Origin of the sequence: Lentzea sp. (genome assembly GCF_035525475.1) — a bacterium.
GTDB lineage: Bacteria > Actinomycetota > Actinomycetes > Mycobacteriales > Pseudonocardiaceae > Lentzea.
This window is the reverse complement of the sequence record NZ_DATLEC010000113.1, coordinates 26,059-39,248: the sequence shown is the minus strand read 5'-3', so window position 1 is coordinate 39,248 and position 13,190 is coordinate 26,059. Positions and strand designations below refer to the sequence as shown.

12 protein-coding genes are annotated in these 13,190 nt (G+C 68.6%); 10 read left to right on the top strand and 2 right to left on the bottom strand.

All coding sequences use genetic code 11. From position 1 onward, the window contains the following. The first annotated feature begins 681 nt into the window (after positions 1–681). From VM306_RS20035 to VM306_RS20000, 8 genes are all read left to right on the top strand, one after another. Complete coding sequence (locus VM306_RS20035) at positions 682–2,346, top strand: ABC transporter family substrate-binding protein (protein ID WP_325517185.1); 1,665 nt, start codon at positions 682–684, stop codon at positions 2,344–2,346. Positions 2,347–2,646: 300 nt separating this feature from the next. Next, on the top strand, positions 2,647–4,425 hold the full coding sequence (locus tag VM306_RS20030; protein ID WP_325517183.1) for an ABC transporter family substrate-binding protein: 1,779 nt from the start codon (positions 2,647–2,649) through the stop codon (positions 4,423–4,425). Positions 4,426–4,519: 94 nt separating this feature from the next. Beyond that, positions 4,520–5,518 (top strand): ABC transporter permease, encoded by a 999-nt coding sequence (locus tag VM306_RS20025; RefSeq protein WP_325517181.1) that lies wholly within the window; start codon positions 4,520–4,522, stop codon positions 5,516–5,518. After that, a complete protein-coding gene (locus tag VM306_RS20020) occupies positions 5,511–6,443 on the top strand; it encodes an ABC transporter permease (RefSeq protein ID WP_325517178.1) in 933 nt (310 codons plus the stop codon). The genes VM306_RS20025 and VM306_RS20020 overlap by 8 nt, the downstream gene beginning before the upstream one ends. Then, complete coding sequence (locus VM306_RS20015; RefSeq protein WP_325517176.1) at positions 6,443–7,606, top strand: ABC transporter ATP-binding protein; 1,164 nt, start codon at positions 6,443–6,445, stop codon at positions 7,604–7,606. The genes VM306_RS20020 and VM306_RS20015 overlap by 1 nt, the downstream gene beginning before the upstream one ends. After that, a complete protein-coding gene (locus VM306_RS20010; protein ID WP_325517174.1) occupies positions 7,603–8,595 on the top strand; it encodes a dipeptide ABC transporter ATP-binding protein in 993 nt (330 codons plus the stop codon). The genes VM306_RS20015 and VM306_RS20010 overlap by 4 nt, the downstream gene beginning before the upstream one ends. A gap of 76 nt (positions 8,596–8,671) precedes the next feature. After that, complete coding sequence (mshB, locus tag VM306_RS20005) at positions 8,672–9,508, top strand: N-acetyl-1-D-myo-inositol-2-amino-2-deoxy-alpha-D-glucopyranoside deacetylase (RefSeq protein WP_325517172.1); 837 nt, start codon at positions 8,672–8,674, stop codon at positions 9,506–9,508. Then, a complete protein-coding gene (locus tag VM306_RS20000) occupies positions 9,498–9,929 on the top strand; it encodes a hypothetical protein (protein WP_325517170.1) in 432 nt (143 codons plus the stop codon). The genes mshB and VM306_RS20000 overlap by 11 nt, the downstream gene beginning before the upstream one ends. Here VM306_RS20000 and VM306_RS19995 read toward each other — a convergent pair. Continuing rightward, entirely contained in the window at positions 9,905–10,642 is a 738-nt protein-coding gene (locus VM306_RS19995) for a GNAT family N-acetyltransferase (RefSeq protein ID WP_422655551.1), read from the bottom strand. The genes VM306_RS20000 and VM306_RS19995 overlap by 25 nt on opposite strands. 162 nt (positions 10,643–10,804) lie before the next feature. On the opposite strand from VM306_RS19995, the gene fdxA reads away from it, so the two are divergent. Both fdxA and dapC read left to right on the top strand, forming a co-directional pair. After that, the gene (gene fdxA / locus VM306_RS19990; RefSeq protein ID WP_030480843.1) at positions 10,805–11,131 is read left to right on the top strand and encodes a ferredoxin; all 327 of its coding nucleotides are present in this window, start codon (positions 10,805–10,807) and stop codon (positions 11,129–11,131) included. A gap of 2 nt (positions 11,132–11,133) precedes the next feature. Continuing rightward, positions 11,134–12,228: a succinyldiaminopimelate transaminase gene (gene dapC, locus VM306_RS19985; RefSeq protein WP_414672418.1), complete on the top strand. Its 1,095-nt coding sequence runs from the start codon at positions 11,134–11,136 to the stop codon at positions 12,226–12,228. Between the two features lie 3 nt (positions 12,229–12,231). Here the strand turns inward: dapC and VM306_RS19980 are convergent, their stop codons facing one another. After that, on the bottom strand, positions 12,232–13,137 hold the full coding sequence (locus VM306_RS19980; protein WP_325517164.1) for a hypothetical protein: 906 nt from the start codon (positions 13,135–13,137) through the stop codon (positions 12,232–12,234). Between the last annotated feature and the right edge of the window lie 53 nt (positions 13,138–13,190).

The window sequence follows — 13,190 nt, the reverse complement described above, 5'->3', positions numbered from 1 at the left end:
CTCGGAGGTGGCGCGCGGGGGGCAAGGCGAGGCGGTGGAGAGATGGGGGACAGGCGCGCGGGGGAGGGGCGATGCGCAGGAGGGACGCGCGGAGGGCGATGGGGGCGAGGCGTGACGGGGGCGAGGCGTGACGGGGAGGCGCGATGAGGGCGGGGTTGTGAGGCGACGCCGGGCACGCTGACGCAGGGGTCCCCTTGCGTTGTGGCTCCCCCGCGACCCAACGTACTCAGGGGGTCTGACACTCCGGCCGCGCTGAAAACGCCCAGGTGCGACCCGGCGCTGAAAACGCCCGGGCGAGGTACCTGCCGGAAAGACCCAAGCCCGATACCCGCCGGTACGCCCGAAGTGGCGATGCGAAGCGAGCCGGACAGCCCTGTGAACCGCCGGGAAGCGGTGTACCCCAATCGCTATCGACGCGAAGCGGCGATGAACCCCGCAGCGTCGACAATGCCCGCGCAACCACGCTGGACGCGACAGGCCACGGCCCAAGGTGACCCCTCCCCCAAAACCGCAACCAGCCCACACGACAAGACCCAAAACCGAACCACCCACCCAGGTGAGCCGTACTACCCACCAGGCGAGCAACCCACCAACCCCACCACACGTCAACCGAAGTGGCATGGGCGACAAAGGTGTGGGTTGCCCGAACGCCACCACCATCCTTCTGGCAGTGTGAGGAACATGAGGCGACTCGGGGGAGTGCTGGCCGCCGCCGTCCTGTGCGGCACGGCCGCGGCGTGCACGAACGCGCCGCCTCCGCCGCTCGTCCCGAAGTCCGAGGCGCCCGTCATCACCACCACGGGGCCGAAGGTCACGGAGATCGTGGTCGGCGTGGACGACGTGGCGGGCGGTTACAACCCGCACGCCCTCGCGGCCCAGAGTCCCATCACCACGGCACTCAGCTCGTTGCTGCTGCCGAGCGCTTTCCGCGCGGGACAGGACGGTGCGCCGCAGCTCGACCGGAACCTCATGGTCAGCGCGAAGGTCACCAAGGCCGAGCCGTTCACCGTCACCTACACGATCCGCAAGGACGCCAGCTGGTCGGACAGCGCGCCCATCGCCGCCGAGGACTTCTACTACCTCTGGCAGCGTATGAGGACCGAGCCCGGAGTTGTGGATCCGGCGGGTTACAGGCTCATCAACAACATCAGCGCCCGCGAGGGCGGCAAGGTCGTCGAGGTCTCGTTCGGCAAGCCGTTCCCCGGCTGGCGAAGCCTCTTCGCGAACCTGTTGCCCGCGCACCTGCTCAAGGACGCGCCCGGTACGTGGTCGAACGTGCTGGCCACCGGCTTTCCCGCCACCGCGGGGCCGTTCCAGATGCGCAGCCTCGACGAGCCGCGCGGTGAGGTCGTGCTGGAGCGCAGCGACCGGTACTGGGAAGTGCCGACCACGCTCGACCGGGTCGTCATCCGCCGGGCCACGCACAGCGCCATGGCCGAGTCACTGTCCAAAGGCGACAACCAGGCCGCGTTGCTGCGGGCCGACGCCGCGGACGTGAACCTGCTCAAGGAGATCCCGAAGCTCACCACCAAGCCCGTGCCGCGCAACGAGGTGGCGCAGGTGCTCCTGCGGCCGGCCAGTGGGCAGCTCGCCGACGTCACCACCCGCAAGGCGGTCGTGGCGGCGCTCGACCGGGAGGCGCTCATCGCCTCCGGGACGCAGAGCGGGCCGAGCGCCCAGTTCCGGGCCGACTCCTACGTCGTGCCGCCCAGCCGCACCGGGTACCGGCCGACGATCACGGGCAACACGCTCAACCCTGCCGCCGTCGACCAGCTCCTGGCCGAGGCCGGGTACGCGAAGTCCGGCACCGGTGAGTGGCAGAAGGCGGGCAAGGCGCTCAAGCTCCGCATCGCCGCGCCGGAGAAGGTCGAGCCGTACGCCGGCCTCGCCAACCGGATCAGGACGCAGCTCCAGGAGCGCGGGATCGACTCCGAGGTCGTCACGCCGAACGCCGAGGACCTCTTCAGCAAGCAGCTGACCGGGAAGGACGTCGACATCGCCGTCGTGCCCCGTGTCGACGCCGGCGACTCGGCGGCGGGGCTCGCGAGTGCGTACGGGTGTGCCGGTGAGGCTCCGGACGGGGCCGCGCCCGGCTCGGCGAACCTCGCCGGGTTCTGCGACCCGGCGATTCAGGCCGATGTCGACGCCGCGCTCAACGGCAAGGTGCTGCTGTCGGACGCGCTGGCCAGGATCGAACCGCTGATCCAGGCGCAGGCCGTCGCGGTGCCGCTCTTCCAGGTCGTCGATCTGCTCGGAGTGCTCCCGACGGTTTCAGGAGTCGACACCGGGGCACCCCTGGCGGGCGTGCTCAGCGGTGCACCCGAATGGCGGCGTCTGGACAAGTAGCCAACGGGTGGGAAACCCGTTGCGAACGCCGTCTGCGCGTTGCTACGTTCGGCGGCCGTCGTTGACAGAATTACTCATGCCCGGTCAACGAACGCTGGCGCCCGGTAATCGGGCCATTGCGGCGCGCTACAACCTGTTTCCATTGGGTCACGATCACCCTGTCAGGTAGTGACCGCTGCCTCAGCGGGTTCCTACCGTGCTGCCCACGATGTGCCGGTTCGGGGCGCGTATGGCACATCACGGTTATGGGCGCGCACGCCGAATGGCCACGGCCGCCCAGTGCTAGGAGGGCACGTGTCGATGAGGAGATCCAAAGCACTTCCGGCGATCGCGCTGGTCGCCAGCGCGTCTCTCGTGCTGGGTGCCTGCGGTGGTGGCGGCGGAACCAACGACGCCGACGGTGGAGACGCCACCGTCGCGGAGATGGCGACCGCCCGCGGTGAGTCCGCGGACGGCTACACCGCGCCGGATACGAAGCAGAGCGACCAGGTCGTCGTGTCGACCGACAAGCCGTTCACCTCGTACAACAACGCGACGGAGGACGCCAACCAGTCCTACAACACGTTCGCGCTGACGCTTGTGCAGCCTGGCGCGCACATCCTGAACGGCAACAACAAGGTCATCCTGAACAAGGACGTCATGGAGTCGGTCGAGGTCACCTCGAAGTCTCCGCAGGTCGTGACCTGGAAGCTCAAGAAGGGCATCAGCTGGTCCGACGGCGAGGCCTGGGACTGCGACGACTTCTACATGGCGTGGCTCACGCAGAGCAACACCGCCAAGAAGGCCGACGGCGCCAAGTACTTCAAGCCGGCCGGCACCACCGGGTACGACCTGTCGACCGGTGAGTGCAAGGACGACCAGACGTTCGTCGGCACGTTCTCCTCGCCGTACCCGGACTACGAGGACATGTTCAACAACGACGTCCTCCCGGCGCACATCCTCGAGAAGAACGCCGGCATCGCCGACATCACCAAGCTGAACAAGGACAGCGCCCCCGCCGACCTCCAGAAGGCCGCCGACTTCTGGAACGAGAAGTGGAACGGCTTCACCAAGGAGCTCATGCCCGGCGCGGGTTCCTACGTGCTGACCGGCTTCGAGCCGAACCAGTCGGTGACGCTGGAGCGCAACCCCAAGTGGGCCGGCAAGCCCGGTGGTCCCGCGAAGATCGTCCTGAAGGCGATCCCGGACCCCGTCGCGCAGGCGCAGGCGCTGGAGAACGGTGAGCTCGCCGTCAACTCCTTCGCCCAGCCGGACGCGAACGCGGCCACGAAGCTCAAGGGCCTCAACGCCCAGGGCGTCACGTTCGGCGCGGGCCCCGGCCTGTCGTTCGAGCACCTCGACATCCAGATGAAGAACCCGGTGCTGTCCAACGAAGAGATCCGCAAGGCCTTCTTCATGTGCATCAAGCGCCAGGACATCATCGACAAGCTCATCAGCGAGGTCCAGGCCGACGCCAAGCCGATGGGCAGCCTGGTCTTCTTCCCGACCGACGAGGGCTACAAGGACGTCTACGGCGACAAGGCCAAGGGCGACCCGGCCGCGGCCAAGAAGATCCTCTCCGACGCGGGCTGGACGCAGGGCGCCGACGGCGTGTTCGCGAAGGGCGGCACGCGTGCCTCCTTCCGGATCAGCCACACCGACATCCCGCGCCGCAAGCAGACCGTCGAGCTGATCCAGGGCCAGTGCAAGGAAGCCGGCATCGAGATCAAGGACGACGTCGACCCGAACTTCCTCGACGAGCGCGTCTCCGCCGGTGACTACGACGTGGCGCTGTTCGCGTGGTCGAGCTCGCCGTTCAAGGGCGGCAAGAAGTCGATTTACGAGACCGGCGGTGGCCAGAACTGGCAGAACCTGACCGTGCCGAAGGCCGACGAGGCCATGAAGCAGGCGGTGTCGCAGACCGCGATCGCCGACTCGCTCAAGTACTGGTCAGAGGCGGACGAGGCACTGGCCGGCGCGTACGGTTCGCTGCCGCTGTTCCAGATGCCGAACATGTGGGCCTTCAAGGGACTCGACCGCGTGTACTTCCAGAGCTACTACGGCGCGCTGTGGAACGCCAACGAGTGGCAGACCAAGTAATCGCCTAGCTGAAGTGCGCAACGCCTGAGCGGGCGGGGCCGGACCACGAGTCCGGCCCCGCCCGAGCGGGTTGTCCCCCTCTAGGGAGCTCGTCGTGATCCGCTACATCATCCGGCGCCTGCTGATCTCGGTACCCATCCTGCTGATCGGCAGCTTCGCCTGTTACGTCCTCGTCGCCACCGCCGGAAACCCCTTGGCGGAGATGCGATTCCGGCCCGGTGTCACCGAAGCCGACATCAAGGCCGCCGAGATCTCGCTGGGCCTCGACCAGCCCGTCGTCGTCCGCTACTGGAACTGGCTCACCGACTTCCTGTCCGGTGACTGGGGCCAGAGCATCGCCCTCGGCCAGGCCAAGACCGCTGTCTACCCGGCCGTCACCGACGCGCTGTGGACCACAGGACGCCTCGTCATCGGCGCCGAACTCCTCGCTCTCACACTGGGTGTCTCGGTCGGCGTGCTCGCCGCCGTGCGCCAGTACTCGATCTTCGACTACCTCGCCACCAGCACCGCGTTCCTCATGTTCTCGATGCCGATCTTCTGCGTCGCGGTCATCGTGAAGAACTACGGCATCCAGTTCAACAACGTCCTGGAGTCGATGGGGCTGGACCGCTGGCTCACCACCGCCGGTCCCAGACCGGGTGGCTTCAGCGGCAGCTTCGGCGAGGTGATCTTCAAGTACACCGGTACGTTCCTGCTGCCGACCCTCGCGCTGATGCTGATCAGCTTCGCCGCGTACAGCCGGTTCGAACGCGCCTCGATGCTGGAGATCCTGCACTCCGACTTCGTGCGCACCGCACGGGCCAAGGGCATCTCGCAGGGCCGCGTGATCTTCCGGCACGCGTTCCGCAACGCGCTCATCCCCGTCGCCACGCTGTTCTCGCTGAACTTCGGCGCCGTGCTGTCCGGCGCGATCATCACCGAGACCGTGTTCGGCTGGGCCGGCATGGGCACGCTGCTCGTGAACTCGGTGCGGCAGTTCGACCCGCCGATGCTGATGGGCTGGCTCGCCGTCACCGCGACCCTGATCGTGCTGTTCAACCTGATCGCCGACGTCGTGTACGGCGTCCTCGACCCGAGGATTCGCCTTGGCTAACATCAACATGGCGTCCGAGGGCGGCGTGGTCAACAGCGCTCCCCGGTCCGACTCCCACGAGTTCGACGCCTCCAAGACCCGCACGCAGAGCCAGCTGGTCATGCGGCGCTTCCTGCGCCACCGGCTCGCGATGGTGAGCCTCTGCGTCTTCGTCTTCCTCGTCCTGTTCGCGTTCGTGGGCCCGTTCGTCTGGACCTACGACTTCGAGGACGTGACCAGCAAGTCCTACCAGCCGATGAGCGGCACCCACCCGCTCGGCACCACCCAGGTCGGCAAGGACATGCTCGCGCTGCTCATGCGCGGCACCGGCTACTCGCTGCAGATCGCGCTGATCGTGGCCGCGCTGGCCACCGCCATCGGCGTGACCTTCGGTGCGCTGGCCGGATATCTGCGCGGCTTCGTCGACACGGCGCTGATGCGTCTCGTCGATCTGCTGCTGATCATCCCGCAGATCGCGGTCGCCGCGATCGTCGTCAAGGGGTTCTCCGGCAGCTGGTACGTCGTCGCGCTGGTGCTCGCCGCGTTCGCCTGGATGCAGATCGCCCGCATCACGCGCGGCGAGACGCTTTCCCTGGCACAGCGCGAGTTCGTCGAGGCGGCGCGTGCCTGCGGCGCCTCCACCTCGCGCATCATCTTCAAGCACCTCGTGCCGAATATGATCGGCAGCATCACGGTGAACGCCACGCTGGCGATCGCGTCCGCGGTGCTCACCGAGGCCGCGCTGTCGTTCCTGGGACTGGGAGTCCAGCCCCCGGACACGTCGCTCGGCGTGATCGTGCTCGAGAACTACGGGCAGTTCCTGAACCGGCCGTGGCTGTTCTGGGGTCCGTTCATCGTGCTCGTGTCGCTCTCCCTCGCCGTCAACTTCATCGGTGACGGCCTGCGCGACGCGTTCGACCCGAGGCAGACGAAGGTGCGTGCCTGATGACTTCCGCTTCCGAACTGTCGGAGGACTTCCTGCCCTCCGCAACCACCGCGCCACTGCTCTCGGTCAAGGACCTGTCGGTCACGTTCCCGACCGACGACGGCGACGTCCGCGCCGTGCGCAACGTCTCGTTCGACCTCAACGCCGGCGACGTGCTCGGCATCGTCGGCGAGTCGGGCTCCGGCAAGTCCGTGTCCTCCATGGCGATCATGGGTCTGCTGCCCAAGAACGCGATCATCGAAGGCTCGATCCGCTACCGCGGCGAGGAGCTGAACGGCCGCACCTACAAGCAGATGCAGCCGTTCCGCAGCAAGCACATCGCGATGATCTTCCAGGACCCGATGACGTCGCTGAACCCCGTCTACACCGTGGGGTGGCAGCTCGCCGAGACCTACCGCGCGCACCACGACGTCTCCAAGAAGGCGGCGTGGGCCAAGGCGGTCGAGGCGCTGGAGCTCGTCGGCATCCCGCAGCCGGACAAGCGCGCGAGCCAGTACCCGCACGAGTTCTCCGGCGGCATGCGGCAGCGCGTGGTGATCGCGATGGCGATCATCAACGACCCGAGCGTGATCATCGCCGACGAGCCGACCACCGCGCTCGACGTGACGGTGCAGGCGCAGATCCTCGACACCATGCTCCGCCTGCAGTCCGAGACCGACGCGGCGATCGTCATGATCACGCACGACCTCGGCGTGGTCGCGGGCATGGTCAACCGCGTGCAGGTGATGTACGGCGGCACGGTGGTCGAGTCCGGCCCCGTCGACGACGTCTTCGAACGGCCGCGGATGCCCTACACCGTCGGGCTCCTCGGCTCCGTGCCGAACCCGGCGACGCTGGGCAAGCGGCTCACCCCGATCAAGGGCGCGCCGCCGTCGCTCGTGAACCTGCCGACCGGCTGTTCCTTCTCGCCGCGCTGCCCCCTCGTCGCCGACGTGTGCCACGAGTGGGAGCCGGAGCTGGAGGAGGCCGGCACGCCGAACCACACGACGCGGTGCCACCGCTGGGAGCACCTCGCGACCGTCGAGCAGCCGCAGAGGCTGTTCCTGCACGACGAGATCGGCACGGTGGAGAACCCGGCGGTGTTCGCCGCGGCCAACCCCGACGAGTCGCTCGAGGTGACCGCCGTGCACGGTTCTCTGATCACGGATGAGGAGTCGAAGTGACCGCTCCACTGCTGGAGGTCACCGACCTCGTCAAGGAGTTCCCCGTGCGCGGCAAGGGGATCATCCCGCGCAACGTCGGCACGGTGCAGGCCGTGTCCGGCGTGTCGTTCACGCTGCACCCCGGCGAGACGCTCGGCCTGGTCGGCGAGTCCGGCTGCGGCAAGTCCACGACCGGGCGCGCGATCCTGCAACTGCACAAGCCGACCTCGGGCTCGGTGAAGTTCGACGGCCGCGAGCTCACGTCCATGAGCGCCAAGCAGCTGCGGCCGTTGCGCAAGGACATCCAGATCGTCTTCCAGGACCCGTACGCGTCGCTGAACCCCAAGTGGCAGGTCAACGACATCATCGCGGAGCCCCTGCAGATCCACGGTGTCGAAGGCGGCGTGCAGCGCAGGGTCAACGAGCTGCTGGAGCTCGTCGGCCTGAACCCCGAGCACCGCAACCGCTACCCGCACGAGTTCTCCGGCGGTCAGCGGCAACGCATCGGCATCGCGCGCGCCCTGGCGCTGAACCCGCGGTTCCTGGTGCTGGACGAGCCGGTGTCCGCTTTGGACGTCTCGGTGCAGGCCGGTGTCGTGAACCTGCTGGAGGAGCTGCAGGAACGGCTCGGGCTCGCCTACCTGTTCGTCGCGCACGACCTCTCCGTCGTGCGGCACATCTCGGACCGGGTCGCGGTCATGTACCTCGGCAAGATCATCGAGATGGGCGAGCGCGAGGCGATCTACACCAGGCCGATGCACCCGTACACGCAGGCGCTGCTGTCCGCGGTGCCGATGCCGGACCCCAAGAAGGAACGGCAACGGCAGCGGATCGTGCTGACGGGTGACGTGCCGTCGCCGGTCAACCCGCCGTCGGGGTGCCGCTTCCGCACCCGGTGCTGGAAGGCGCAGGACATCTGCGCCACCGAAGAACCGAAGCTGGAACGGCGAGGCGGACCGGACGGAACCCTGTCCGCGTGCCACTTCGCCGAAGAACGCGCAGTGGTGTAAAGCACCACCGCGTGACTGAGGTCATTAGCAAAGGCCGCCTTTATCATCCGATGAAGGCGGCCTTTACTCTTTTCCGGTGACGCTGACTGCCCCACCACGGTTGCTCTTCGTGCACGCCCACCCGGACGACGAGAGTCTCTGGACCGGCGGCACCATCGCGCGCTACGCCTCGGCCGGCGCGCACGTCACCGTCGTCACCTGCACGCTGGGGGAAGAGGGCGAGATCATCCCGCCCGCCCTGGCCCGTCTCGCGGCCTCCGAGGCCGACCAGCTGGGCGGGTACCGCGTCGGCGAGCTGAGGTCGGCCTGCGCCGCGCTCGGCGTGACGGACCACCGGTTCCTCGGCGGCATCGGCAGATGGCGTGACTCCGGCATGGTCGACGTGCCGTCCAACGCGCACCCGCGCGCGTTCGTCCAGGGAGCCCTCGACGAGCAGACCGCCCAGCTCGCCGAGATCCTGCGCGAGGTCAAGCCGCAGGTCGTCGTGAGCTACGACGCGTTCGGCGGCTACGGGCACCCGGACCACATCCGGGCGCACGAGATCACGATGGCCGCGTGTGCCGGGATCTCCGACGTCGAACGGGTCTTCTACGCCGTGACGTCCCGCGACGCCACGAACGCCGGCGTCGAGGGTCTGGAGAACGTGCCCGAGTCGTTCCGGCTGCCCGAACCCGGCGAGCTGCCGGTGACGCCGGATGAAGAGATCACAACGGTTGTCGACGTGGCCGAGCACCTGACGGCCAAGCGGCGTGCTTTGCGTGCACACTCGACGCAGGTCAGTGTGTGGGACGGCGGGTACGCCTTGTCGAACGACATCGCGCAGCCGCTGGTCGGTGCCGAGTACTACGTGCTCGCGAAGGGCTCGGGTGCCGGAGCGGAGACAGATCTTTTCGGAGGACTGGGTGACCGGTAGCGCGCGAGTACTCCTCCTGCTGCTCCTGTGCGTCGAGGCAGCGGTGCTCGCCGTGCTCGAGACGATGTACCTGCCCCTGCGCTTCGACGGCACGCTGCTGCCGGAGCTGGGGGACTTCCCGTTCCCCGTCGTGATCGCGGTGGCCGCCCTGACCATGCCCCTGCTGGTGTCGTGGGCGGCCTCGCTGTCGGAGCGCGTGCTCACCGCCGCGCTGCCGTTGATCGTGTGGTTCCTCACGCTGATGGTGTTCGGCTACTTCGAGCCGGGCAGCACGAGGGAGACCATCGTGCTGCTGCAGGACTGGCGCGGTCTGCTGCTGCTCGCCGGTGGCGCGTTGACGGGTGCGGTGGCCGTGGGGGCCGTGATGGCGCGCAACGCCGCCAACCGGCCCGGCCTCTACGAGACCGCCGGCACCCAGTAGCGGTAGCGGTGGTGCTCGGCGCAGCCGAGGTCCTCGTACAACCTGATCGCCGCCTCGTTGTGCTCGGCGACCTGCAGCGCGCACGTCGTGGCGCCCTGCTCCAGCCCCCAGCCCGCCAGCTCGCCCATGAGCCGCCGTGCGAGGCCCTGACGGCGGTGTGACGGCCGCACGGCCAGGCGGGCGACGTGCAGGACGTCCTCGACGACGGCGCCCCGCACAGCCGCGATCACGGTGACGTTCTCGGGGTCGTTTCCGCGGTCCCGCTCGGTGAGGCTCGCGAAGCAGACGTCGCCGCCGCTGCCGAGCACGTGCCGCTGGGCGGCGGTCACCTCGGATCCGGCCGTCATGTCCCACCATCCGGGAAGATCACGGCTCACGGCCACGCCCTCGGCGAACTTCTCCAGCGGACCGGTCATGACCTGCGACTCCGCACCGCCGGGATGGTCGAGGTCGACCCGCCAGCCCGCCGCCTCGATCGCCCGCTCGTGCACGGAGCCCTTGACCACGTGGGCCGTGGGTTTGATGCCGTGATCGCGTGCGAACCCTTCCACGGTGCTCAGCGCCCGAGGAATGGACGTGCCGGGATCGCCGCAGGTCAGCGTGCTGTTGGCGCGGCCGGTGAAGCCGTCGGCAGCGCGCATCAACCAGTCTCCGAGCGGAACTTCTGCCAGGGCGGGCCATGCTCGGGCGCAGAGTGTTTCCAGATCGTCCACGGTGTGCACGCGTTCATCCTGACTAGGTTGGAAAGTGATTTTGTCCGCAGGAGTTGTGACGTGGCACACCGTGCAGCTAAGGCAAGCCTGACCGGGTGATACTCGAACGTGCCGCGTACTCTCCGGCTTGCGCGGTGTGACCAGATGAAGTTGGAGAGCGCAGTGACTTATGTGATCGCCCAGCCGTGCGTGGACCTGCTCGACAAGGCGTGCATCGAAGAGTGCCCTGTCGACTGCATCTACGAAGGCGACCGGATGCTCTACATCCACCCCGACGAGTGTGTGGACTGTGGCGCGTGCGAACCCGTGTGCCCGGTGGAAGCCATCTACTACGAGGACGACGTCCCCGACGAGTGGAAGGACTACACCAAGGCGAACGTCGACTTCTTCAACGAGCTCGGCTCGCCCGGTGGCGCCTCCAAGGTCGGCAAGGTCAGCGCCGACCCGGAGTTCGTGAAGGTGCTCGCACCGCAGGCTGAGGGGCATTGATCATCCAACGCCGAGGTCCGGCCCTGCCGGACTTCCCGTGGGACTCGCTGGCCGGCCACGCCGCCAAGGCGCGCAAGCACCCCGGTGGTGTGGTCGACCTGTCGGTCGGCACCCCTGTCGACCCGGTTCCCGCGGTGATCCAGTCCGCGCTGTCGTCCGTCGCGGACGTCCCCGGCTACCCGACCACCCACGGCACCCCAGAACTGCGTGCGGCCTTCGTCGCCGCGGTGGAGCGCCGGTACGGGGTCGTCGGGCTGTTCGCCGAGGCGGTGCTGCCCACCATCGGCTCCAAGGAGCTCGTGGCGTGGCTGCCCACCCTGCTCGGCGTCGGGCCCGGTGACGTCGTGGCCGTGCCGTCCGTGGCGTACCCCACCTACGAGGTGGGCGCGCTGCTGGCGGGTGCCTCGGTCGTGCGTCTGGACGACGGGGAGTCCCCACCCGCCGGTACCCGGCTGGTGTGGCTGAACTCACCGTCGAACCCGACGGGACGCGTGTTGTCGGCCGCGCAGCTGCGCGACGCCGTCGCCGCGGCCCGCGAGGTCGGGGCCGTCGTCGCGTCGGACGAGTGCTACCTCGCTCTGCCGTGGGACGACGCCTCGCCGGTGTCGGTGCTGCACCCGTCCGTCGTGGACTCCTTCGACGGCGTGCTCGCCGTGCACTCGCTGTCGAAGTCGTCGTCGCTGGCCGGGTACCGGGCCGGGTTCGTCACCGGTGACCCCGAGCTGATCTCGGGTCTGCTGGAGCTGCGCAAGCACGCCGGGATGATCGTGCCCAGGCCGGTGCAGGAGGCCATGCGGGCGGCGCTGGAGGACGACTCCCACGTCGCCGAGCAGCGGTCGCAATACCTCGCCCGCCGTGAGGTGCTCAAGCCGGCGCTGGAGGCGGCCGGGTTCACCGTGTCGCACTCGGAGGCGGGGCTCTACCTGTGGTCGTCGCGCGGGGAGGACGCCTGGGAGACGATCTCCTGGCTGGCCGACCGCGGGATCCTCGCCGCTCCCGGCACGTTCTACGGACCGGCCGGCGCCCAGCACGTGCGGATCGCGCTGACCGCCACGGACGAGCGGATCGCCGCGGCCGCCGAACGCCTCAAGGCCTGATCCTCAGGGCTTGAGCGCCGACCAGACCCTGCGGGTGAACTGGTTGGGCGGCACGGCGTCGGTCGTGAGCCGGATCGACGTGCTGATCTCATCGCCGCTCAGGCCGAGGCCCAGCACGAGGTGCCAGTGCAGGTCCCAGAGGTCGGAGAACGCCTCCAGCTCCACGTCGGCGTCCGCGCTGACGTGGAGCACGGCCGGTTCCGCGACCCGCACGACGCGCTCGACCGCCCGCACGTCCCGCGTGTTCGTGCGGAAGCTGAACGCCAGGTCGACCGTCTCGCTGTCGAGCCCGTACGTCGCGTACGAGTGGCAACGGTGGTGCGGCAGCGAGAGCGGCTGGTTCGTCTCCAGGTAGAGGTCGCCCTCGAACCGCAGCGTCGGCGAGTGCTGGCTGAGCGTGGCGCGGGCGCTGACGAACTCCCAGCCGGGCATGTCCAGCTTGGGCACCAGCAGTTCCAGCACCTCGCCGCGGCGGGCACTGCGCGTGCGCTCGCCGGAGCGCCAGGGGATCTCCCTGCTGTACGGCTCCTTCTTCGTGACGAACACGTACGGCGCGTTGTCCGTCTGCAGGCTCAGGACGACGACCGTCCTGCGGGGAGCCCAGTCGAACGCGACGGTCGTGAGCCCCGGCGCGACGCCGTCGAAGTGGCTCTCGACCTTCGGCCACCACGCGGAGAGCTCCTCGGCCGGCGCGCCCTTGACGTACCGGCCCTTCTCGTCGACGCCGACGATCCACATCGCCTCGGACCCGCGGGCGGCGTTGCAGAGCGCGGCGATCTGCCGTGCGGCCTTGCCGTGGTCGATCGGCCACTGGGTCTTGAACTCCACGAAGGAGTCCTCCGACTGCGCCCCTTGCAGGGCACGCTCGATCGCGGCGCGAGCGTTCAGCTCAAGACGCTGTTTCAGCACGTGCACCTCCTCGAGCCGGCCCTGAAGACGGTACGGGCCCAGCCTGCCTGCGC

What these genes read in the sequence shown, in the direction of transcription:
- VM306_RS20035 (WP_325517185.1), top strand. Translation starts at nt 682, where the DNA reads ATGAGGCGACTCGGGGGAGTGCTGGCCGCCGCCGTCCTGTGCGGCACG.
- VM306_RS20030 (WP_325517183.1), top strand. Translation starts at nt 2,647, where the DNA reads ATGAGGAGATCCAAAGCACTTCCGGCGATCGCGCTGGTCGCCAGCGCG.
- VM306_RS20015 (WP_325517176.1), top strand. Translation starts at nt 6,443, where the DNA reads ATGACTTCCGCTTCCGAACTGTCGGAGGACTTCCTGCCCTCCGCAACC.